The 20,256-nt window shown below is 67.4% G+C and carries 22 protein-coding genes and 2 tRNA genes; 6 read left to right on the top strand and 18 right to left on the bottom strand.

The window, feature by feature from the left end; translation table 11 throughout:
* Nucleotides 1-258 precede the first annotated feature (258 nt).
* Nucleotides 259-462 (top strand): hypothetical protein, encoded by a 204-nt coding sequence (locus ILT43_RS13610; protein WP_204199524.1) that lies wholly within the window; start codon nucleotides 259-261, stop codon nucleotides 460-462.
* An 89-nt stretch (nucleotides 463-551) separates the two neighbouring features.
* Here ILT43_RS13610 and pnp read toward each other — a convergent pair whose 3' ends face one another.
* The 13 genes from pnp to rimP all read right to left on the bottom strand — a co-directional run bounded on the left by pnp (nucleotide 552) and on the right by rimP (nucleotide 12,919).
* A complete protein-coding gene (pnp, locus tag ILT43_RS13605; protein ID WP_204199523.1) occupies nucleotides 552-2,957 on the bottom strand; it encodes a polyribonucleotide nucleotidyltransferase in 2,406 nt (801 codons plus the stop codon).
* A gap of 158 nt (nucleotides 2,958-3,115) precedes the next feature.
* Nucleotides 3,116-3,385 carry a 30S ribosomal protein S15 gene (gene rpsO / locus ILT43_RS13600; RefSeq protein WP_055841353.1) on the bottom strand — a complete coding sequence of 90 codons (270 nt, stop codon included), beginning with the start codon at nucleotides 3,383-3,385 and terminating at the stop codon, nucleotides 3,116-3,118.
* Nucleotides 3,382-4,392: a tRNA pseudouridine(55) synthase TruB gene (gene truB, locus ILT43_RS13595; RefSeq protein WP_204199522.1), complete on the bottom strand. Its 1,011-nt coding sequence runs from the start codon at nucleotides 4,390-4,392 to the stop codon at nucleotides 3,382-3,384. Before truB ends, rpsO begins: the two co-directional genes overlap by 4 nt.
* Nucleotides 4,393-4,424: 32 nt before the next feature.
* The gene (locus ILT43_RS13590) at nucleotides 4,425-4,790 is read right to left on the bottom strand and encodes a DUF6491 family protein (RefSeq protein WP_204199521.1); all 366 of its coding nucleotides are present in this window, start codon (nucleotides 4,788-4,790) and stop codon (nucleotides 4,425-4,427) included.
* 25 nt (nucleotides 4,791-4,815) lie between these two features.
* Complete coding sequence (locus tag ILT43_RS13585; protein WP_204199520.1) at nucleotides 4,816-5,415, bottom strand: thymidine kinase; 600 nt, start codon at nucleotides 5,413-5,415, stop codon at nucleotides 4,816-4,818.
* A 1-nt stretch (nucleotide 5,416) separates the two neighbouring features.
* Nucleotides 5,417-5,809 carry a type II toxin-antitoxin system VapC family toxin gene (locus tag ILT43_RS13580; protein ID WP_204199519.1) on the bottom strand — a complete coding sequence of 131 codons (393 nt, stop codon included), beginning with the start codon at nucleotides 5,807-5,809 and terminating at the stop codon, nucleotides 5,417-5,419.
* Nucleotides 5,806-6,087 (bottom strand): AbrB/MazE/SpoVT family DNA-binding domain-containing protein, encoded by a 282-nt coding sequence (locus tag ILT43_RS13575; protein ID WP_204199518.1) that lies wholly within the window; start codon nucleotides 6,085-6,087, stop codon nucleotides 5,806-5,808. The genes ILT43_RS13580 and ILT43_RS13575 overlap by 4 nt, the downstream gene beginning before the upstream one ends.
* A gap of 31 nt (nucleotides 6,088-6,118) precedes the next feature.
* Nucleotides 6,119-6,511, bottom strand: coding sequence for a 30S ribosome-binding factor RbfA (gene rbfA, locus ILT43_RS13570; RefSeq protein WP_204199517.1), 393 nt, complete (start codon nucleotides 6,509-6,511; stop codon nucleotides 6,119-6,121).
* Complete coding sequence (locus ILT43_RS13565) at nucleotides 6,504-6,911, bottom strand: glyoxalase superfamily protein (RefSeq protein ID WP_204199516.1); 408 nt, start codon at nucleotides 6,909-6,911, stop codon at nucleotides 6,504-6,506. The genes rbfA and ILT43_RS13565 overlap by 8 nt, the downstream gene beginning before the upstream one ends.
* A 7-nt stretch (nucleotides 6,912-6,918) precedes the next feature.
* Entirely contained in the window at nucleotides 6,919-9,771 is a 2,853-nt protein-coding gene (infB, locus tag ILT43_RS13560) for a translation initiation factor IF-2 (protein WP_204199515.1), read from the bottom strand.
* The gene (locus ILT43_RS13555) at nucleotides 9,768-10,583 is read right to left on the bottom strand and encodes a DUF448 domain-containing protein (RefSeq protein ID WP_204199514.1); all 816 of its coding nucleotides are present in this window, start codon (nucleotides 10,581-10,583) and stop codon (nucleotides 9,768-9,770) included. Before ILT43_RS13555 ends, infB begins: the two co-directional genes overlap by 4 nt.
* A 48-nt stretch (nucleotides 10,584-10,631) precedes the next feature.
* A complete protein-coding gene (nusA, locus tag ILT43_RS13550; protein WP_204199513.1) occupies nucleotides 10,632-12,341 on the bottom strand; it encodes a transcription termination factor NusA in 1,710 nt (569 codons plus the stop codon).
* Nucleotides 12,341-12,919 (bottom strand): ribosome maturation protein RimP, encoded by a 579-nt coding sequence (rimP, locus tag ILT43_RS13545; RefSeq protein WP_204199512.1) that lies wholly within the window; start codon nucleotides 12,917-12,919, stop codon nucleotides 12,341-12,343. The genes nusA and rimP overlap by 1 nt, the downstream gene beginning before the upstream one ends.
* Nucleotides 12,920-13,126: 207 nt before the next feature.
* Between rimP and ILT43_RS13540 the strand changes: the two genes are divergently transcribed.
* Nucleotides 13,127-14,257, top strand: a complete 1,131-nt coding sequence (locus ILT43_RS13540) for a PQQ-dependent sugar dehydrogenase (protein WP_204199511.1) — start codon at nucleotides 13,127-13,129, stop codon at nucleotides 14,255-14,257.
* A 217-nt stretch (nucleotides 14,258-14,474) separates the two neighbouring features.
* Here ILT43_RS13540 and ILT43_RS13535 read toward each other — a convergent pair whose 3' ends face one another.
* Together ILT43_RS13535 and ILT43_RS13530 are read right to left on the bottom strand one after the other, a co-directional pair.
* The gene (locus ILT43_RS13535) at nucleotides 14,475-14,858 is read right to left on the bottom strand and encodes a PaaI family thioesterase (protein ID WP_204199510.1); all 384 of its coding nucleotides are present in this window, start codon (nucleotides 14,856-14,858) and stop codon (nucleotides 14,475-14,477) included.
* Nucleotides 14,855-15,322, bottom strand: coding sequence for a PaaI family thioesterase (locus ILT43_RS13530; RefSeq protein WP_204199509.1), 468 nt, complete (start codon nucleotides 15,320-15,322; stop codon nucleotides 14,855-14,857). Before ILT43_RS13530 ends, ILT43_RS13535 begins: the two co-directional genes overlap by 4 nt.
* Before the next feature lie 92 nt (nucleotides 15,323-15,414).
* Between ILT43_RS13530 and ILT43_RS13525 the strand changes: the two genes are divergently transcribed.
* The gene (locus ILT43_RS13525) at nucleotides 15,415-16,182 is read left to right on the top strand and encodes a crotonase/enoyl-CoA hydratase family protein (RefSeq protein WP_204199508.1); all 768 of its coding nucleotides are present in this window, start codon (nucleotides 15,415-15,417) and stop codon (nucleotides 16,180-16,182) included.
* A gap of 30 nt (nucleotides 16,183-16,212) precedes the next feature.
* Here ILT43_RS13525 and ILT43_RS13520 read toward each other — a convergent pair whose 3' ends face one another.
* The gene (locus ILT43_RS13520; protein ID WP_204199507.1) at nucleotides 16,213-16,770 is read right to left on the bottom strand and encodes a YkgJ family cysteine cluster protein; all 558 of its coding nucleotides are present in this window, start codon (nucleotides 16,768-16,770) and stop codon (nucleotides 16,213-16,215) included.
* Nucleotides 16,771-16,901: 131 nt separating this feature from the next.
* On the opposite strand from ILT43_RS13520, the gene ILT43_RS13515 reads away from it, so the two are divergent.
* Complete coding sequence (locus ILT43_RS13515; protein ID WP_204199506.1) at nucleotides 16,902-17,423, top strand: DUF1993 domain-containing protein; 522 nt, start codon at nucleotides 16,902-16,904, stop codon at nucleotides 17,421-17,423.
* Nucleotides 17,424-17,468: 45 nt separating this feature from the next.
* Here ILT43_RS13515 and ILT43_RS13510 read toward each other — a convergent pair.
* Nucleotides 17,469-17,542, bottom strand: a tRNA-Gly gene (locus ILT43_RS13510).
* A gap of 28 nt (nucleotides 17,543-17,570) precedes the next feature.
* A tRNA-Tyr gene (locus tag ILT43_RS13505) sits at nucleotides 17,571-17,656 on the bottom strand.
* Nucleotides 17,657-17,794: 138 nt separating this feature from the next.
* Between ILT43_RS13505 and ILT43_RS13500 the strand changes: the two genes are divergently transcribed.
* Together ILT43_RS13500 and rlmB are read left to right on the top strand one after the other, a co-directional pair.
* Nucleotides 17,795-19,399 carry a M20/M25/M40 family metallo-hydrolase gene (locus tag ILT43_RS13500; RefSeq protein WP_204199505.1) on the top strand — a complete coding sequence of 535 codons (1,605 nt, stop codon included), beginning with the start codon at nucleotides 17,795-17,797 and terminating at the stop codon, nucleotides 19,397-19,399.
* Complete coding sequence (gene rlmB / locus ILT43_RS13495) at nucleotides 19,399-20,145, top strand: 23S rRNA (guanosine(2251)-2'-O)-methyltransferase RlmB (protein ID WP_204199504.1); 747 nt, start codon at nucleotides 19,399-19,401, stop codon at nucleotides 20,143-20,145. Before ILT43_RS13500 ends, rlmB begins: the two co-directional genes overlap by 1 nt.
* Nucleotides 20,146-20,256: the final 111 nt, after the last annotated feature.

Genomic DNA, 20,256 nt, shown 5'->3' with positions numbered 1-20,256 from the left:
CGAATAAGTCCCGGACTCGGACCGGATGCCCGAGCCCGGGCTACAGGCGCGCGGCGAGTTGGCCGGCGTGGTTGCGGAAGCGCAAATATGTCGCGGGGGCGTACACAGGACATAGATGACAACTCCGTCATCTTTGGTCAAGCCCTGCCGGTAAATGCTTGAAGCGGCTCCGGGTCCGCACCGTTCACCGCGGCGTCGGGCGGCACTTGCCAGCGTCCGTCGTCGATGCGACGCTCGGCGTCCGAAGAGGAGGCCGACATGCAAGAGGCGAACATACTGGTGATGCGGCGAGCGGCGATCCTGTGGACCGGCTCCGCCCTGGTGACGGGCTTCAATATCTTTGCGGCGTACGCACAGGATCAGCGTCTGGTGATGGGGGCGCTGGCCCTGACGGCGGCGTTCGCCCTGTTCGGGGTAGCTTTCGGGGTCTGGGCCGCACGCAAGGTCACAGCACGACCGTAGCGCGGCGGGCGTTGGTGGCTCCACGCGGTCGCCAATAAAAAAAAGGGGCCCGGTCGCCCGAGCCCCTTTTCGTCATTCCAAGACGAGGATCAGTCGCGATCGCCGGTCAGGAAGGCTGGCGCGAACTCGGGCGCGGGGCCGCGATCGTCATTGGCATCGTTGCCGCCGCTGCGGGGTGCGCGGTCGCCGCCACCGTCGCTGCGGGGGCCACGATCGCCACGATCGCGACGCGGGCCGCCACGGCCGCCACCTTCGCCGCCGCCGCGCGGGCCGCGGTCGCCGCCACGGCCGCCATCACGGCCACCGTCACGGTCGCCACCGCCGCTGCGCGGACCGCGGGGACCACGATCGCCGCCCTCACGGGGCTCGCGGGCCGGACGCGTGTCCTCCAGCTCGGCACCGGTTTCCTGATCGACGACGCGCATGGACAGGCGAACCTTGCCGCGCGGATCGATCTCGAGGACCTTGACCTTCACGTCCTGCCCCTCGGACAGGACGTCGGCGACCTTCTCAACGCGCTCGTTCTTGATCTCGGACACATGGACGAGACCGTCCTTGCCGCCCATGAAGTTCACGAACGCCCCGAAATCGACGAGGTTGACGACCTTGCCGTCGTAGATCTTGCCGACCTCGGCCTCTTCGACCAGGCCCTTGATCCACTTGATCGCGGCTTCGATCTGCGCCGGATCGGACGACGACACCTTGATGACGCCCTCGTCGTCGATATCGACCTTCGCGCCGGTGGTGGCGACGATCTCGCGGATCACCTTGCCGCCGGTGCCGATGACTTCGCGGATCTTCGACTTGTCGATCGTGAAGCTCTCGATACGCGGTGCGTGCGCCGACAGTTCCGAACGGGTCGAATCGAGCGCCTTCGCCATTTCGCCGAGGATGTGGGCGCGGCCCTCATGCGCCTGCGCAAGCGCGACCTTCATGATCTCCTCGGTGATGCCGGCGATCTTGATGTCCATCTGAAGGGACGTGATGCCCTCCGACGTACCGGCCACCTTGAAGTCCATGTCGCCGAGGTGATCCTCGTCGCCCAGGATGTCGGACAGGACGGCGAAGTCCTTGCCCTCCAGGATCAGGCCCATCGCGATGCCCGACACCGGGCGCTTCAGCGGCACGCCGGCATCCATCATCGACAGCGAACCGCCGCACACCGTTGCCATCGACGACGAGCCGTTCGACTCGGTGATGTCGGACAGGACGCGGATCGTGTACGGGAACTCCTCCTTCGTCGGCAGCACCGGGTGCAGCGCGCGCCACGCCAGCTTGCCATGGCCGACTTCGCGACGGCCCGGCGCGCCGAAGCGGCCGACTTCACCGACCGAATAGGGCGGGAAGTTGTAGTGGAGCATGAAGTGCTCGTAGTTCAGCCCGTTCAGGCCGTCGATCATCTGCTCCGCATCGCGGGTGCCCAGCGTCGTGGTGCAGATCGACTGCGTCTCGCCGCGGGTGAACAGCGCCGAACCATGCGCGCGAGGCAGGAAGTGGACCATCGCCTCGATCGGACGGATCTGGGTGGTGGTGCGACCGTCGATCCGCACGCCGTCCTTCAGGATGGCGCCGCGGACGATGTCCGCCTCCAGCTTCTTCACCAGCTTCAGCGACGCGAGATACTCGGCCGGGTTCTCGTGCTTCAGACCCTCCAGCTCCGTGCGCGCCTTGGTGCGCGCCTCGTTGATCGCGGTCTGGCGCGCCTGCTTGTCGCGCAGCTTGTACGCGGCGGTCAGGTCGTTGCCGATGATCGCCTTCAGCTTGGCCTTGACGGCCTTAGCGTCGACGCCGGCCTTCAGCTCCCAAGGCTCCTTGGCGGCCTGCTCGGCGAGGTCGATGATCGCGTCGATCACCTGCTGCGACGCCTTGTGCGCGAACATCACCGCGCCCAGCATGACCTCTTCCGACAGCTCCTTCGCTTCGGATTCGACCATCATCACCGCGTCGTGCGTAGCGGCGACGACGAGGTCGAGCTCGCCCGACTTCACCTGATCGATCGTCGGGTTCAGGACGTACTCGCCCTCGACATAGCCGACGCGCGCCGCACCGATCGGGCCCATGAACGGCACGCCGGAAATCGTCAGCGCCGCGGACGCCGCGACCATCGCGAGGATGTCCGGCTCGTTCTCGCCGTCATAGCTGAGCACCTGACAGATCACGTTGATCTCGTTGAGGAACTCTTCCGGGAACAGCGGGCGGATCGGACGATCGATCAGGCGGCTGGTTAGCGTTTCCTTTTCGGTCGCGCCACGCTCACGCTTGAAGAAGCCGCCGGGGATGCGACCCGCGGCCGAATACTTCTCCTGATAATGGACGGTGAGCGGGAAGAAATCCTGCCCCTCCTTCACCGACTTGGCGGCGGTCACCGCGCACAGCACGACGGTTTCGCCGAGCGTCGCGAGCACCGCGCCATCGGCCTGGCGGGCGACGCGGCCCGTTTCCAGCGTCAGCGTCTTGCCGCCCCATTGGGTGGTCACGGTCTTGGTATCGAACATATCGTTTCCTTCACTCCCGACGCCAGATGCGACGGGGGCCTATGTGCGGACTTAGCCGGTCCGCGGCGGTGTGGGGCGAGTTGTCGCCCCCGCGCCAGCGCCACCGGATTGCGGGCTGGCCGATACGAGAAGGGCGACCCGCAGGCCGCCCTTCCGAATTACTTGCGAAGGCCGAGCTTCGCGATCAGTGCCAGATACCGGTCGCCATCCTTGTGGCGGAGGTAGTCGAGCAGCGAGCGACGCTTGTTGACGAGCATCAGAAGGCCACGACGCGAGTGGTTGTCCTTCTTGTGATCCTTGAAATGCTCGGTCAGGTTGCGGATACGCTCAGTCAGGATCGCGACCTGCACCTCGGGGGAGCCGGTGTCGCCGTCCTGGCGCGCATGCTCCTTGACGAGTTCGGTCTTGCGCTCTGCGGTAATCGTCATGAATCTTCCTTCGACATCGTCACGTTGAAGCCCCTGACGACCCGCACCTCTCCTGCGAGCACATCGACCAGCGCCACGGGCACATCGTCGAGCATCGCAAAGGCCGCGCCGTCGGTGGCTGCGATCCCGGCCAGTACACGCCCCTGTCGGAGCGCCCCTGCCTGGTCGGGGGTGAGGGAAAAAGCCGGGATGTCGTCCAGCCCCGCCCTCAACGGCAGGAGTATCTGTTCAAGGGCGCGCGCCTGCCCGAGTTCGTCCAGTTTGTCCAGCGATATCGCCTGCACCAGGTCGAACGGACCGGCCTTCGTGCGCCGCAGCATGGTCACGTGCCCGACCGTGCCGAGCGCCAGCGCGATGTCCCGTGCGAGACTGCGGATATAGGTGCCCTTGGAGACATGGGCGACGAGGGTGGCTTCTTCCAGTTCCTCCGCGATACGGGGCGGTGGCGCACCCGCAGGGCGGGATGGAGGGGCGGTCACGAGCGGCGCTGCTTGCGGCTCCCCCTCAACCAGCGTCGCTGGTCCCCCTCCCCGTGCCGGGGAGGATTTCAGCGAATGGATCGTCACATCGCGGCTGGCCAGCACCACCTCCTCGCCCGCCCTCGCGAGGTCGTAGGCGCGCTCGCCGTCGATCTTCAGCGCGGAATAAGCCGGCGGCACCTGCTCGATGGAGCCGGTGAAACGTGCCAGCGCCGCCTCCAGCGCCGTCGCCGTCGGCCGGACCGGCGAAGTCGCGATCACCACGCCCTCGGCGTCCAGCGTGTCGGTCTGCTCGCCGAAACGGATCGTGAAGGCATAGATCTTGTCGCCGTCGAGCAAGCGGCCGGCCAGCTTCGTCGCCTCGCCGACAGCGATCGGCAGCACGCCCGTGGCGAGCGGATCGAGCGTGCCGCCATGGCCGACCTTGAACTTGCCGTAGCCGCCTTGTCGCAGGGCGCGCTTCACCGCGCTGACGCCCTGCGTGGAGCCGAGCCCCAGCGGCTTGTCGAGTATGATCCATCCGTGCATCGCCGCGCCTCTACCCGACGCGGGCGCAAACGTCAGCGCTTCGCGACGCGCTTTCCACCCTTCGACGGGGGCGCGACGGTGGCGACGATACTCTTCACGCCGCAGGTGACGTTCGGATAGCGGAGGAAGCGGATGCGCGAGAAGCGGTCGAACGTGCCGTTGCTGTCGGTCGTATAGCTCAGCGTGTCGAGATTGCCGATATGGGGGCAGGGGCCGGTCGTGGTCACGCGGTACCAATGCTCCGTGCGGTCCCGGACCAGCAGAACGTCGCGGGTCGGGCCGAACTCCCAATCCCGCAGACCGCCGTTGCCGGCAAAGCTGATGACGGTTTCCTTTTCGGGGGGCGCCGCGGCTGTGGCGGTCTGGATCAGGGCGGCGGCGAGGATCGGAAGAAGCATAAGTTTCTCCTTATTTGGTAGCCGCTTAACCGGCGCTGACAGGCTCCGTTCCGGCGAGTGCGGCGCAGTAATGGCGGCGGCATAAAGCGACGTAGCGGTCGTTGCCGCCGATCTCGGTCTGGCGACCTTCCGCGACGGGACGGCCTTCGTGATCGACGCGCAGGTTCATCGTCGCCTTCCGCCCACACTGGCAGACCGACTTGATCTCGACCAGCGAGTCCGCCAGCGCGAGTAACCGCGCCGAGCCCTCGAACAGGCGCGCCTGAAAGTCTGTGCGCAGGCCGTAGGCGAGCACGGGAATATCGTGGACGTCCGCCAGCCGGGCGAGCTGGTCGACCTGCCCGGCGGTCAGGAACTGCGCCTCGTCGACGAGGGTGCAGGCGATCCGCTCCGCTGCATGCCGGGAGAGTACGCACGCCTCGATGTCGGTCAGCGCGTCGAACGCCGTTGCCGGCTGGGTCAGGCCGATCCGCGACGTGATCGTACCCCGTGCGAACCGGTCGTCGATCGCCGCGGTGAACAGCATCGTCGCCATCCCGCGCTCACGATAGTTGAAGTCGGCCTGGAGCAGGTTGGTCGACTTCCCCGCGTTCATCGACGCGTAGTAGAAATACAGCTTGGCCATGTCAGCCGAGGGTTTCGACGGGGATGGGGGACGATGACCCGGCGAGACTGGCCAGTTTTGCCTCGAAGCTGACGAAGCCGTCGGTGTCGCGTCCGCCGAGGATGTGCATCATGTCCGCAAAATCGGCTCCCGCCGCAAACCGGTCGATCGCCCATTCGGTCAAGTCGCGGTTCATGACAGAAACGGAGGGGAGGCGCAGAACGTCCTTTAGCGTGGCCGCAAGGTCGCTGCGTGGCATCCGGTAACTTGAGCGCAGGACCCACGCTGTCTCGAGAAGGACGGTGTCGGCGATGAAGCAATCCTGGGTTAGTAGAAAATGCTCGGCAAAGGGCGATTGCACGGGATCATCCTGCGTCACGTAGCGGACGATGATGTTGGTATCGACTGCTTTCACCGGTCCCAGTCCGGTCCGCCATTCGCCCACATCTTTGCAATTGATGCGCTCATGTCTTCGAGCGGAACAGGCGGACCATCATACCGGACGCGCGCGCGGATTCGCGCCGTAACCACATCGAACGGTTCTTTCAGCCCAGCCGGACGGCGTCGCAAGAGCACGCCGTCCGGTCGCTCGATCACGTCGAGCCGGTCGCCGGGCGAGAGATGCAGACGGTCGCGAACATCCTTGGGGATGACGACCTGACCTTTTCCAGAGATGATTGTCTGCGCGTTCATACCGGTAAGATGCGTCTTACCGGTGCCTGCGTCAATCCTCGATCAGGTCTCGCGCGACGGTCGGCTGACGGAGCAGCGCGTCGATATGGCTGCCCTCGTCAAAGCTTTCATCCGCCAGGAATTTGAGCTTGGCCGCGTATTTGTTCTGCACGCGGGCTGCGACTTCGCGCTGGAGGTACGCCGTGTTGGTGCGCAGTGCCTTCAGCACCGCCTCCTCGTCCTTGCCGAGCAGCGGCTTCACGAACACCGTCGCGTGGCGAAGGTCGGGGGACATGCGCACCTCCGTGATCGACACGACGTGCTTGGCCAGCACATCGTCGTGCACGTCGCCGCGGGCGAGGATTTCGGACAGGACGTGGCGCACCTGTTCCCCCACGCGCAGAACGCGAACGGACTTTTCGGGAGCGGCTTCGTCCTTACGCATCGTGTTGGTCCTGCGGTGCTGACACCGCCTCGTAGAAAGTGGTGGGCGTGTAGAAGGTCAGGCGATTGCTCGCCGGATCGGTGATCGTGATCTCGCGCGTACCCCACGGCGTCTCGCCCGGAACGCCGGGTCGCGCATTGCCGTGATGCTTGGCGAGCAGGTCCGCGGCGAATGCCACTACGTCGTCGACGGGAACACGGATCGCCGACCCCGGCGTGGCATCGCCGTAATGTTCCGACAGGTGCAGCACGCAATCGCCGCGCCGCACGCCTCGATACAACGGCAACCCGGGTTCGAAGCGGTGCTCGAACACCGTCTCGAACCCGAGGAAGTCGATGTAGAACGCCGTGGTCCGCGCCTCGTCGAAGCTGCGCAGGATCGGGATCGGCGCCTCGAGCATCGTCGCCTTACAGCGTCCGCTCGCGCATCTCGACCTCGAACGTCTCCAGGAAGTCGCCCGGCTTGATGTCCACGAAGTTCGACGTGAAGGTCACGCCGCACTCCAGACCCGCACGCACTTCAGGGACATCGTCCTTGAAGCGGCGCAGCGACGCGATCTCACCCTGGTAGATGATGACGTCGTTGCGCGTAATGCGTGCCTTGAGCGCCTTGCGGATGACACCGTCGACCACCAGCAGACCCGCCGCCTTGCCGTGCTTGCCGGCGGAGAAGACGTCGCGGATTTCCGCGCGGCCCACCACCGTCTCGAACGCTTCCGGCCCGAGTTCGCCCGCCATGCCGGCGCGGATCTCGTCGGTCAGGTCGTAGATGACGTCGTAGTACTTCAACGCCACCTTGTGCCGCTCGGCGATCTCTCGCGCCTTCGCATTCGCACGGACGTTGAAGCCGATGATCGGCGCGCCGCTGGCACCGGCCAGCGTCACGTCACTCTCGGTGATGCCGCCGACGCCCGAGTGCAGGATGCGGGCGCGGATCGCGTCGGTGGAGATCTTGTTGATCGCCCCGACGATCGCCTCGACCGTCCCTTGCGTATCGGCCTTCACGACCAGCGGATACTCGATCGCCTGCTTGTCCTTCAGCGCGGAGAACATGCTCTCCAGGCTGGCGGGAGCGGTCGTCGTGCGCTTCTGCGTGATGACGCCCTGACGATACTCCGCGACCTCGCGGGCGCGCGCCTCGTTTTCGACGACCTGCAGCGGATCGCCCGCGGACGGCACGCCGGACAGGCCGAGCACCTCCACCGGCATCGACGGCCCGGCTTCCTTGATCTGGCGACCCTTGTCGTCGACCAGCGCCCGGACCTTGCCGCTCTCCGCGCCGACGACGAACACGTCGCCGACCTTCAGCGTGCCGCGATTGACGAGCACCGTCGCGACGGGCCCGCGGCCCTTGTCCAGCTTCGCCTCGATCACGGTGCCTTCGCCCGGACGATCGGGGTTGGCGGACAGTTCGAGCAGTTCGGCCTGAAGCTGGATCTTCTCGATCAGCGTATCGAGGCCGAGCTTCTTCAGCGCGGACACTTCGACGTCCTGCGTCTCGCCGCCCATCTCCTCGACGACGACCTCATGCTCCAGCAGGCGCTCGCGGACCTTCTGGGCATTCGCCTCGTGCTTGTCGATCTTGTTGATCGCCACGATCATCGGCACGCCGGCCGCCTTGGTGTGGTTGATCGCCTCGATCGTCTGCGGCATCAGCCCGTCGTCCGCAGCCACCACCAGCACGACGATGTCGGTGACGTTGGCGCCGCGCGAGCGCATGTCGCTGAACGCTTCATGGCCCGGCGTGTCGAGGAACGTGACCTTCGATTTGTCCTTCAGCGTGACCTGATACGCACCGATATGCTGGGTGATGCCACCCGCCTCGCCGCGGACCACGTCGGTGCCGCGAAGGGCGTCGAGCAGCGACGTCTTGCCGTGATCGACGTGACCCATGATCGTGACGACCGGCGGACGCGACCGCAGCGTGTCGGCGGCGTCCTCCGTCGTGTCGAGCACCAGATCGATGTCGGCATCGCTGACCCGGACGATGTTATGGCCGAATTCGGTCACCAGCAACTCGGCCGTATCCTGGTCGATCGTCTGCGTCATCGTGACGGGCATGCCCATCTTGAACAGCGTCTTGACCAGATCCGCACCCTTTTCGGCCATGCGGTTGGCGAGTTCCTGCACGGTGATGGCGTCGGGCACCTGCACGTCGCGGACCTGCTTGGCCTGCGGCTCGCGATTGCCGCCGAAGCCACGCTTCTCCTTCTCGCGCGCGCGCTTCAGCGCGGCGAGGCTGCGCGAACGCGCACCGTCGTCGCCCAATGCGCGGTTGACGGTCAGCTTGCCGCCACGACGCTCGTCACCCTTGCGATCGCGCTGCGTCGGCCGGCTGGGGACGCTGTTGCGCGGCGTGGCCGAGCCGGACGTGAACGCACGCGGCTGGGCGGACCCACCCGATGCCGCGGGAGCGGACGTCGGCGCAGCGGCAGCAGGCTGCTCCACGGGCTTGGGCGCAGGCTTCGGGATCTCCGGACGCGCGACCGGCGAGAAACGGCGCGGGGCCGGCATCGACGGATCACGGGCCAACTCGATCGTCGGCGCAGGCGCGGGGGCAGGTGCGGGCGTCGGCGCCGCCCGCACTGGCGCAGGGGCCGGCGTAGCGGCCGGTGTCGGGGCGGGAGCCAGTGCCGCGGGAGCAGGGGCTGCTTCGGCGACCGGTGCTGCCTCGGGCTGCGGCTCGGGCGTCGGCGGCACCGGCCGCTCGACCGGGCGGAAGCCACGGCCCGCGGGGGTCGGCACCACGACGGGGGCGGCGGGAGCCGGCGCAGGCGCGGCTTCTGCGACCGGAGCGGGCTCCGGGGCAGCCGGCGTCTCGACGACGGGCGCGGCGGCAAGGGCTGCCGCACGCTCTTCGGCGCGACGACGCTCGTCCTCGGCGGCACGGGCCCGGTCGGCGTCCTCGCGGCGGCGCGCATCCTCCAGCGTGTGCATGCGCTGATCCTCGGCCTCGCGCAGCATGCGGGCCTGACGCTCCTGTGCCGTCTCGTTCGACGGGGCGGGGCGGGGGGCAGGCGCGGCGGCAGGTGCCGGCGCGGCCTCGACCGGCGCGGATGCGGCGGCCTCTACCTGCGGCTCGGCAGCGGGCGCGGGATCGCCCGGGCGACGCAGGACGCGCGCCTTCTTCGTTTCCACGATCACCGTATTGGAGCGGCCGTGGCTGAAGCTCTGCTTCACCTTGCCGGTCTCGACCGTGCGTCGCAGCCCCAAAGGCGCGCGCATTCCGAGTTTCGGCTTGTCGTTGTCGGTGTCGCTCACTCAAATTCCTCGTGCACAGTCGCGGCCGGTGACGCCCCGGCCCGGATGTCATCCGGGCGGTGCGCCGATGCGCCTTGCGAGGCCGTTTCGCAAGGGGCCGTGGGTTCGCGCAGATGGTCCTGCGGCGATCCCGGTTGGGGTTCGGGTCCGATGAAATGCAGCCAGCGGCCGAGCGCATCGCTCACCCGCTTCGCCGCCAGCCGGTCGGTCAGGCCGATATGTACCACATTCTCGCGGCCCAGCGCCAACGACAATATGGGGCGTTCTACCGGCAACGCCAACCCCTTCAGGGCGGAACCTTCACGATCCGATCCGACCCGCCACGCCTGCGCCAGCTTGGCGCGGCCGTCGAGGCCCGAGTCGGCTGCATGATACAGCGCGTGAAGCTGGCCGGAGCGCGCCGCCGTCTCGATCCGGTCGAACCCGGTCAACAGCATGCCGCCACGCGCCTCCAGCCCCAGCCGGTCGAGCGCATTGCGTTCCAGCGCCGACGTTATGAGCGCGGGCAGATCGTCGCCCAGTTCGAACTCGCCGGTCTTGAATGCCCGCGCCAACGCACCGCGCAGGCGACCCTTATTGTAGCTGGCGATCAGTTCGGCGCGATCCACGCCGATCCACGCACCGCGGCCGGGGGCCTTGGCGCGCACGTCCGGCAGCACCCGCCCGTCGGGGGCGAGCGCTAGCCGGATCAACTGAGAGCGCGAGTCGTGCTCCCGGCTCAGGATACACTTGCGGGTAGGATCGTCCTCTCGCGAGGACGCGTCCGGCCGCGAAGAGGCGTTCGTCAGGGTCTCATTGCGAGGGGTCCGCATGCGCGTCCTCCCTCGAATGAGCCACGGCGATGATGCGACGATCGGGCATCAGGCGGTCTTGTCCTCGTCCGAGCCGGCGTCGGAGTCGGCGTCGGAGTCGGCGCCCGCCTCGGCTGCGGCCACCGGAGCGGCGTCTGCCGTCTCGACCTCAGCGTCGACCTCGCCCTCGCCCAAAGCCGCGGCCGGAGCCTCGTCCTCGAACCAGTGCGCGCGGGCGGCCATGATGATCTCGTTACCCTGTTCGTCGGACAGGCCGTACTGCGCCAGGATGCCGCCCTTCGGCTCCGGCCGCTTCGGCGCGTCCTCGTTGCGGCGGCGCGGCTCGACGCGCTTCTTCTCGACCAGTTCGTCGGTCGCGAGATCGGCGAGATCGTCGAGCGTCTTGATGCCCGCCTTGCCCAGCGTGACCAGCATCGCCTCGGTCAGATACGGCATTTCCGCCAGCGCGTCCTCGACGCCCAGTGCGGTCCGTTCCTCGCGATTGGCCTGCTCGCGGCGGTCGAGCGCTTCCTGCGCACGGCTCTGAAGCTCCGCACCCAGATCGTCGTCGAAGCCTTCAATGCCGGCGATTTCCTCCAGCTCGACATACGCGACCTCTTCGAGGCTGCTGAAGCCTTCGGCCACCAGCAGCTGTGCGAGCGTCTCGTCGACGTCCAGCTCGTTCTGGAACAGCTCGGAATTCGTGACGAACTCCTTCTGCCGCTTCTCCGACGCATCGGCCTCGGTCAGGATGTCAATCGCCTTGCCGGTCAGCTGCGACGCGAGGCGCACGTTCTGGCCACGACGGCCGATCGCCAGCGACAGCTGGTCGTCGGGGACCACAACCTCGATCCGCTCCTCCTCCTCGTCGATCACGACGCGGCTGACGCTCGCGGGCTGAAGCGCGTTGACGACGAAGGTCGCGATGTCGGGCGACCAGGGAATGATGTCGATCTTCTCGCCCTGCATCTCCTGCACGACGGCCTGGACGCGGCTGCCCTTCATGCCGACGCATGCGCCGACCGGATCGATTGACGAGTCGCGGCTGATGACGCCGATCTTGGCGCGCGATCCCGGATCGCGGGCGGCAGCCTGGATCGTGATGATGCCGTCGTAGATCTCGGGCACTTCCTGCGCGAACAGCTTCTTCATGAAGTCGGGATGTGCGCGGCTGAGGAAGATCTGCGGGCCGCGGTTCTCGCGCACGACCTTCAGGATCAGCGAGCGGATGCGATCGTTGACGCGGACGACTTCGCGAGGGATCTGCTGGTCGCGGCGGATGACGCCCTCGGCGCGGCCGAGATCGACGACGACATGGCCGAATTCGACACGCTTGACGACGCCGGTGATGATCTCACCCTGACGATCCTTGAACTCTTCGAACTGGCGCTCGCGCTCGGCGTCGCGGACCTTCTGGAAGATGACCTGCTTCGACGCCTGCGCCTGGATGCGGCCGAACTCGATCGGGGGCAGCGGATCGACGAGGAAGTCGCCGACCACCGCGCCGGGCTTCAGCTTCTGCGCGCCCTTCACGTCGACCTGCTTGTACAGGTCGTCCACCAGTTCCACGACCTCGACCACGCGCCACAGGCGCAGGTCGCCGGAGTTCGCGTCCAGCTTGGCGCGGATGTCCATCTCCTGCCCGTACCGGGTACGGGCCGCGCGCTGGATCGCGTCTTCCATCGCCTCGATGACGATCGCGCGATCAATCATCTTCTCGGTCGCGACCGAGTTGGCGATCGCGATCAGTTCGGCGCGGTTGGCGGTGGCCGTGGCCATCAGTGGTTATCCTCTACTGGCATCGACGACTCCTGGTCGTCCGATGCGTCTTCCAATTCGTCGGCCCCTTCCATCGAAAGGGGCGCGGTGGCGGCGATCAGCCGGTCGGTCATGACCAGCTTGGCATTGTCGATCTGGTCGAAGCGGATCGTGACGACACCGTGCTGGCCCAGGTCGACGCTGATCGCGTCGCCCTCGACACCGGCCAGATCGCCGGTCAGCTGCTTGCGCCCGTCGATCGTCTCGGTCAGGCGAATGCGCGCCTCGTGCCCGGCCCAGTCGGCGAAATCGCTGAGCCGGGTCAAAGGACGATCGATGCCGGGCGACGACACCTCCAGCCGGTACGCCTCCGCGATCGGGTCCTTGCCGGCGGCTTCCAGTTCGTCGAGCCGGTCGCTGATCCGGTGCGAAAGGGCGGAGCAATCATCAATGTTCAACTGGCGCGTATCGGGGCGCTCGGCCATCACCTGCAACGTCGGGTCCGACTTGCCGCCCGTCATCTTCACGCGCACCAAGGCAAACCCGAGCGCCTGCGCTTCGGGTTCGATCAAGGCGGTCAGTGCGGCGATATCGGCCAAATCATGCTCCGGACAGGTATGCGGCTTCGGCGCCGCGGAGCTTGGCCCCGCAGCCTCTTCATCCGACGATGTAGAGAAAGCATGGCCGATATAGAGGAAGCACGAGGGGTGCACAATCCCCTTTGCCGCCCCTTGGTCCGCGGACCGGAACCGCTACACCATGTCGCTGGTATTCCCGCCGACTTCGCTCTTGTCACAGGATGATCCGTGCTTCGACACAGCCTCTTCGCCGCCACGCTGCTCCTCTCGTCCGCCGCCGCCTGTTCGGCGCAGGAACCCGCTTCGGGATCGACCTCCGCCAAGCCGTTCGTGGAGACGGTCGTCGCCGACTTCGACTCGCCCTGGGCGATGACGTTCCTGCCCGACGAGCGCCTGCTCGTAACGGAAAAGGACGGCCGGATGCTGCTCGTCTCCGCCGATGGCCAGCAGAAGCAGACGGTGGCGACGATCACCGTCGACAGCGCCGGGCAGGGCGGCTTGATGGACGTCGTTCTCGCGCCCGACTTCGCGACCAGCAAGCGCGTGTATTTAAGCTACTCGGCGGCGGGAGAGGGGGGCAAGGGCGTGACGCTCGCGCGCGGTCGTCTGCGCGCCGATGGTGGCGGGGGCGAGCGGCTCGGCGAAATCGAGGTGCTGTTCCAGGCACGTCCGTTCGTCGACGGCAGCGGCCATTTCTCCGGCCGCATCGCGTTTTCGCCTGACGGGAAATATCTGTTCTTCACGAATGGCGAGCGGCAGAAGTTCGATCCCGCCCAGGACCCCAAGGTCACGCTCGGCAAGGTGCTGCGCCTGACGGTCGACGGCAAGCCCGCGCCGGGCAACCCGCTGGCGGCCAAAGGGTTCGCGCCGGAAGTGTGGAGCTATGGGCACCGCAACCTGCTCGGGCTCGCGTTCGACAAGGCCGGCAATCTCTGGGAGCAGGAGATGGGGCCGAAGGGCGGCGACGAGGTCAACCTCATCCAGCCGGGTCGCAACTATGGCTGGCCGAATGCGTCGAACGGGTCGCATTACGACGGTCGCGACATTCCGGATCACAAGGCGGGCGACGGTTACGAAGCGCCCAAAGTGTGGTGGAACCCGTCGATCTCGCCCGGCGGGCTAATGATCTATTCGGGCGCGCTGTTTCCACAATGGAAGGGTGATGCGTTCATCGGCGGCCTGTCAAGCAAGGCCCTTCTGCGCGTCGACCTGAACGGCACCAATGCCACCAAGGGCGACCAGTTTCCGATGGGCGCCCGCATCCGTGAGGTCGAGCAGGGGCCCGAAGGCGCGATCTATGTGCTGGAGGATGGCGGTCAGTCGCAGGGGCGGCTGATCCGGTTGACGCCGAAGGGGTAGGAAGGGGGGCAATCATCAGGTCTGCCCAGTCCCTCGCAATCAGCCCGGCGAAGTTCGCCCTCCTCCTGACCCGTCATCCCGGCGCAAGCTGCCATCTCCTTGTGGCGAGCGGATCGCGCCGTTGCTTGAGATCCCAGCTTTCGCTGGGATGACGGTGGAGGCTCCGGATCGCGACCCCCTCCTTGGCGGTGAGCCAGCAATATGGCCCCCCGCTACATCACCGCTCGATCAGGTAATTCAGCCGCGCCGCCGCGATCGGCTTGGCGCGGTCGTCCTGCCACGCCGTCGCCTCTACGTTGGCGATGCGGTTGCCCAGCCGCGTGACGACGCCTGCGGCATAGGTCACGCGGTCGCGCCCGCCGCGCTGGTAGTCGACGGTGACGTTGATCGGCTTGATCCGTCCGCCGCCGTCCGCCTCCAGGACATGCGCCAGCGCGGCGATCGCCGCGACCTCCAGCAGACCGGCGATCGCGCCGCCGTGTAAAAAGCCGGGCCGCCCCAGCACGGGCTCCCCGAACGGCAGCACCAGCAGCGGCGCCCCTGCCTCGTCGCGTTCCAAGCGCGCGCCGAGTGTCGCGGCATAGGGGGGAAGCGCGATCATGTGCGCTGATCCTGCAAGGGAACATCCTTGGCGGGTGCATCCATCAGCATGAAGGTGCCGGCGACATGCGCAATCGGATCGTTCGGAGCATCGTGATAGGCGACCCCGCGCACGAACGCGACCGACCGTGACAGCCGGTAGCACTCGCCGCGCCCGATCACCGCGCGCTCTGGCGTCGCCGGCCGCAGGTAGTCGACGCGCAGGTCGAGCGTCACATGCGGCGCGAACCGGCCGCGCCGGATCCACACCGCCGAACTGGTCGCCATATCCATCAGCGCGACGATCGGTCCCGACGCCAGGATGCCGGTGGCCGCATCGCCCACCAGCTTCGCATCATAGGGCAGGATCAGGTCGATCCATCCCGGCCCCTGCGCATGGAAGCCGATCGCGAGCTGGCCGGTATGGCCGCCCTTGATGAGGTCGAAGAAACGTTCTGGGTCGAAGCCGGGCATCCGGCGCTTCATGCCCCGGCCTGCGCGTGAAAGGCAAATGCGTCGCTCTCGTCCTGACCGCTCGCCTGCGCTACGCATCGGAAAACGATCGGGAGAGAGCAGCCATGACGCGCGTGACGATGACGGTGGAGGACGGTGTTGCGGATGTCCGGCTCGCCCGCGCGGAGAAGCTCAATGCCCTGGACGCGGCGATGTTCGCGGACATCGCCGCAACGATCGACCGCATCGGGGCGATGACCGACGTGCGCGCGGTCGTGCTATCCGGTGAGGGCAGGGGCTTCTGCGCCGGCCTCGACATGGCGGCGATGGCGGGAGGTGGCTCCGGCCTGCTGACGGCGGAGCGGACGCATGGCCCGGCCAATCTCGTCCAGCACGTCGCGTGGGGCTGGCGCGCGCTGCCGCAGCCGGTGATCGCCGCGCTGCACGGCGTCGCGCTCGGCGGCGGGCTCCAGATCGCGTCGGGCGCGGATATCCGCATCGCCCACCCCGAGACGCGACTTTCGGTGCGCGAGCTGCACTGGGGCATCGTGCCGGACATGGCCGGCTTCGCCCTGTGGCGCGGCACCGTGCGCGACGATCATCTGCGCGAGGCGATCTACGCCGCGCGCGAGTTCGCGGCGGTGGAGGCGGAGCGGCTCGGCTTCGTGACCCGGCTGGCGGACGATCCGCTGGCGGAGGCGCTGGCGCTGGCCCGCACGATCGCCGGCCGGAGCCCCGCCGCGATCCGCGCGGCGAAGCGGCTGGCGGGGGCCGAGGGTGATGCCGCGACACTGCTCATGGCCGAGACGGAGGAGCAGCAACGCTTGATCGGCACGCCGGAGCAGACCGAACAGGTGCGTGCGAACATGGAGAGGCGTCCGGCCCGGTTTTGATCGCCGGCATCTGCCGGGCGAGCCTCAGTTCTAACTTGGAGCGAACACGCCATACCGCCCGCGCCACGCGGCGACTTCATCGTGCAGGTGGGCGGGGGCCGGGCCGTCGCCCATGACGAGCGCGGCGACCTCCTGGTCGGGGTGCATCAGCATCTTCCTCGATCCGTCGCTGAACCAGACCGGGATCAATCGATCGCAGACGACATCGAGGACGGTGCGGGCCATGCCGTTCTCGATCGCCGCGCTGCCCGCCAGCGCCCGGACGGTAATCGACACCCCCTCGAAACAATTCTGCGGCGCGCGATTGAAGGTGAGCGAGACGAGGAGTCCCGAGCGGTCGGGCCGGGCGTCATCGGGCAGGCGGGCGTCCCTGCGCCAGACGCAGAACCATGTCCGGCAGATGTCGGGGCGCACCGCATGGATTGAGCAGCCCCGATCGCCGAGGTGAACACATGGCGTGCCCGCGGCCTTCCTGAACTCGGGGGTATCGACCGTCAGCGTCGTGCAGCACGCGGTGCATGCTCCGCAATCGCGATCGGGCAGGACCGGCCCGAGCAGCATGGTTTCCAGATCGGCCGGTGCGTGCATCCGCCGTGGGTTGCCTCCAGCCGCACTGCGACACAAGCGCGATCTCCACCGTCCGTGTCCTGTATCGCGAACGCGCGTGACCGGGGCGTCGCGAGTCCCCATAAGGTGCCCGCCTGCATGGGAGCCGCCCGATGACCTTCTCGCTGTACGACGCCGTGATACCGTCCAACCTCCAGATCCTGAGCGCGATCGACGCGCTGCTCGACAAGGCTGCGGCATTCTGTGCGGACCAGGGTACGGCGGAGGCCGACCTGATCGACGCACGTCTGTCGCCCGACATGCTGCCGTTCGGTTATCAGGTGAAATCCTGTGCGGCGCACTCGATCGGCGGGATCGAAGGGGTTCGGGCGGGCAGCTTCTCCCCCGACCGGTCGTCATGGCCGACCGACTTTGCGGGGCTTCACGCATTGTTGCAGACCACGATGGCGAGCCTGAAGGCGTTGGACCGCGACATGGTCGACGTGCTGGTCGACAGCGACACCCACTTCGCGTTCGGCGAAACGCGCATGCCCTTCACCGGCGCCAACTTCCTGCTCTCGTTCTCGCAACCGAACTTCTATTTTCACGCCACCACGGCGTACGCGATCCTGCGCGCGCAGGGCGTGAAGATCGGCAAGCGCGACTTTCTGGGCATTCCGCGGATCAAGCGCTAGGCGCGCGGCCCCGATCGTTCCGGGCGGGCTGGTGTCGGTCTAGGCTGGAGCGGGTGAAGGGAATCGAACCCTCGTCGTAAGCTTGGAAGGCTTCTGCTCTACCATTGAGCTACACCCGCGTGCCGTACCGATAGCATCGGTGGGCGGTGGTGGACAGGGCTGGATTCGAACCAGCGTACGCTTGCACGGGCAGATTTACAGTCTGCTGCCTTTAACCACTCGGCCACCTGTCCATTGGGCCGCCCACGGCGAGGCGGCTCCTTGGCGAAGCGCGGACCTGCTGTCAACGCCTGCCGGTCCGATCGCCGCCGAGAAAGGTTGCGCGCGTGCCGCCGTCCGCATAGCTGTGCGGCAACGAAGGGGAACCCATCATGCGTCACCTGCTGCTTGCCGCGACCGCGGCCGTCATCGCCATGCCTGTCGCCGTGTCGGCGCAGGAGAACGTCACCAATCGCATCATCGACGAGGGTACGAACCACAGCCAGGTGATGCCGACGGTGCAGCATCTGACCGACGTGATCGGCCCGCGGATGACCAATTCCCCTGCGATGCGCGTCGCGGAGAAGTGGACCGCCGACAAATTTTCGCAATGGGGCCTGAAGAACGTCCACAAGGAAGCGTTCCCGTTCGGTCGCGGCTGGACGATCGAGCGGTCCAGCGTGCGCATGACGACGCCGCGCGTGGTGCAGCTAACGGCGATCCCGATCGCCTGGACACCCGCGACGCAGGGGACGCTGACCGCACCCGTCATCGTCGCGCCGATCGAGAAGGAGCGCGACTTCGCCAAGTATCGCGGCCAGCTGCGCGGCAAGATCGTCCTCATCACCGAACCCGGCACCGGCGACGAGCCGACCACGCCCGATTTCAAGCGGCTGTCGGGCGAGGACCTGTCGAAGCTCGACCAGTTCCAGCAGCCGAGCTACGACCCCGCCGCCAACGACCGTCGCCTAAAGCGGCTGGATTACGCCAAGAAGCTCGACGCGTTCCTGACGGCGGAGGGCGCGGTCGCCTACGCCACCAAATCGTACCGCGACGGCAAGCTGGTGACGGGCGAGGGCAGCCTGTTCGGCGTCGGCGAGACGGGCGCGCTGCCCGGTATCCAGATCGCCGCCGAGGATTACCGCCGCCTCGCGCGCCTCGCCAAGACCGGCGCCGCCCCGACGCTGGAGATCGTCAGCGACGTGCGCTTCAACGATAGCGATACGAACGGCTACAACATCATCGCCGAAATCCCGGGTAGCGACCCCAAGGCCGGCTATGTCATGGCCGGCGCGCATTTGGATTCGTGGGTCGCGGCGGACGGCGCGGCGGACAACGCCGCCGGCTCGGCGATGATCATGGAGGCGGCGCGCATCCTGGCCGCGACCGGCGTCAGGCCGAAGCGGGCGATCCGCTTCGCTTTGTGGGCAGGCGAGGAGCAGGGCCTGCTCGGCAGCCTCGCCTATGTGCAGAAGCATCTCGCCACGCGCGGCGCCCCGAACGATCCGGTCGCGAGCGGCGGCAACGCCTATTACACGTGGTCGAACCGCTGGCCGGTCAATCCGCAGCCGGGTTATCGCGACCTCGCCGCCTATTTCAACATCGACAACGGCTCGGGCAAGCTGCGCGGCCTGTATGCGGAGAACAATCCGGCGGTCGTGCCGATCTTCCGCGAGTGGCTCGCGCCGTTCTCGGCGATGGGCGCGTCGACCGTGGTCATGCGCCAGACCGGCGGTACCGATCACGTGTTCATGCAGCAGGTCGGCGTACCGGGCTTCCAGTTCATCCAGGACCCGCTCGATTATTTCCCGCGCATCCACCACACCTCGGTCGACACGTTCGACCATCTGAAGGCGGAGGACATGCGTCAGGGTTCGATCGTGCTCGCCTCCGTCCTGCTGTCCGCCGCCAACGCGGACAAGCCGCTCCCCCGCAAGCCGGTGCCGACGCAACCCGTCGTGACCGACCCGTATGCCTATTCGCAGGATGACGATTGATGGCCAAGCGTGGACACCGCCCCTCGACCGGCGTGGGCAATCGCCCGCGCATCTGGGGGCGCCACCCCGTCACCGCCGCGCTGGCGAACCCCGACCGCACCGTCCGCAAGCTGTGGATGACGCGGGAAGCGGCGGCTGCGCTGGACGTGCCGCCGGCGATCCCGGTGACCTTCGCCGATGTCGCCGACCTCGGCCGGCTGGTGCCCTCCGACGCGCCGCATCAGGGCGTGGTGGCTGAGGTCGATCCGCTCGACGACATGTGGCTGGCCGACCTGCTGGAGGCCGGTCGCGACGATCAACGTCCGCTCGTCGTACTCGATCAGGTGACGGATCCGCATAATGTCGGCGCGATCCTGCGCTCGGCGGCGGCGTTCGATGCGCTGGGTATCGTCACGCAGGACCGGAACTCGCCCCCCGAATCCGGCACGATCGCCCGCGCGGCCTCGGGTGCGCTGGAGACGGTGCCGTGGGTCCGCGTCGTCAATCTCGCCCGCGCGCTGGACGAGATCGCGGAGGCCGGCTTCTGGCGGATCGGCCTGACTGGCCATGCCCCCAAGACGCTGGCGGAGACCATGGGCACGCAGCGCATCTGCATCGTGCTGGGCGCGGAGGGCGAGGGTATGCGCCAGAACACCGAGCAGCATTGCGACGAACTGGCGAAGCTGCCCATCGGCGGCAAGGTCGAGAGCCTGAACGTCTCGAACGCCGCCGCAATCGCGCTCTACGCGGTGGCGACGCGGGGCTAGCCGCCATGCCCGCCTTCACTCTCCCCTTCAGGGGAGGGCCGGGGTGGAAGAGCCTTGGCAGGTCGCAGGCGAAGGCATCCACCTGTGTAGAGGAGGGGGCGACCGACGCCG

This window comes from Sphingomonas longa (assembly GCF_016892685.1).
GTDB lineage: Bacteria > Pseudomonadota > Alphaproteobacteria > Sphingomonadales > Sphingomonadaceae > Sphingomonas > Sphingomonas longa.
Note: the sequence above shows the minus strand (reverse complement) of the source record. Positions and strands in the feature narration are given on the sequence as shown.

What these genes read in the sequence shown, in the direction of transcription:
- ILT43_RS13535 (WP_204199510.1), bottom strand. Translation starts at nt 14,858, where the DNA reads ATGATCGCGCTTCCCCCCTATGCCGCGACACTCGGCGCGCGCTTGGAA.
- ILT43_RS13530 (WP_204199509.1), bottom strand. Translation starts at nt 15,322, where the DNA reads ATGAAGCGCCGGATGCCCGGCTTCGACCCAGAACGTTTCTTCGACCTC.
- rbfA (WP_204199517.1), bottom strand. Translation starts at nt 6,511, where the DNA reads ATGCGTAAGGACGAAGCCGCTCCCGAAAAGTCCGTTCGCGTTCTGCGC.
- ILT43_RS13555 (WP_204199514.1), bottom strand. Translation starts at nt 10,583, where the DNA reads ATGCGGACCCCTCGCAATGAGACCCTGACGAACGCCTCTTCGCGGCCG.
- nusA (WP_204199513.1), bottom strand. Translation starts at nt 12,341, where the DNA reads ATGGCCACGGCCACCGCCAACCGCGCCGAACTGATCGCGATCGCCAAC.
- rlmB (WP_204199504.1), top strand. Translation starts at nt 19,399, where the DNA reads ATGGCCAAGCGTGGACACCGCCCCTCGACCGGCGTGGGCAATCGCCCG.
- ILT43_RS13610 (WP_204199524.1), top strand. Translation starts at nt 259, where the DNA reads ATGCAAGAGGCGAACATACTGGTGATGCGGCGAGCGGCGATCCTGTGG.
- ILT43_RS13525 (WP_204199508.1), top strand. Translation starts at nt 15,415, where the DNA reads ATGACGCGCGTGACGATGACGGTGGAGGACGGTGTTGCGGATGTCCGG.
- ILT43_RS13500 (WP_204199505.1), top strand. Translation starts at nt 17,795, where the DNA reads ATGCGTCACCTGCTGCTTGCCGCGACCGCGGCCGTCATCGCCATGCCT.
- ILT43_RS13575 (WP_204199518.1), bottom strand. Translation starts at nt 6,087, where the DNA reads ATGAACGCGCAGACAATCATCTCTGGAAAAGGTCAGGTCGTCATCCCC.
- ILT43_RS13520 (WP_204199507.1), bottom strand. Translation starts at nt 16,770, where the DNA reads ATGCACGCACCGGCCGATCTGGAAACCATGCTGCTCGGGCCGGTCCTG.
- rpsO (WP_055841353.1), bottom strand. Translation starts at nt 3,385, where the DNA reads ATGACGATTACCGCAGAGCGCAAGACCGAACTCGTCAAGGAGCATGCG.
- truB (WP_204199522.1), bottom strand. Translation starts at nt 4,392, where the DNA reads ATGCACGGATGGATCATACTCGACAAGCCGCTGGGGCTCGGCTCCACG.
- ILT43_RS13585 (WP_204199520.1), bottom strand. Translation starts at nt 5,415, where the DNA reads ATGGCCAAGCTGTATTTCTACTACGCGTCGATGAACGCGGGGAAGTCG.
- ILT43_RS13590 (WP_204199521.1), bottom strand. Translation starts at nt 4,790, where the DNA reads ATGCTTCTTCCGATCCTCGCCGCCGCCCTGATCCAGACCGCCACAGCC.
- ILT43_RS13565 (WP_204199516.1), bottom strand. Translation starts at nt 6,911, where the DNA reads ATGCTCGAGGCGCCGATCCCGATCCTGCGCAGCTTCGACGAGGCGCGG.
- ILT43_RS13515 (WP_204199506.1), top strand. Translation starts at nt 16,902, where the DNA reads ATGACCTTCTCGCTGTACGACGCCGTGATACCGTCCAACCTCCAGATC.
- pnp (WP_204199523.1), bottom strand. Translation starts at nt 2,957, where the DNA reads ATGTTCGATACCAAGACCGTGACCACCCAATGGGGCGGCAAGACGCTG.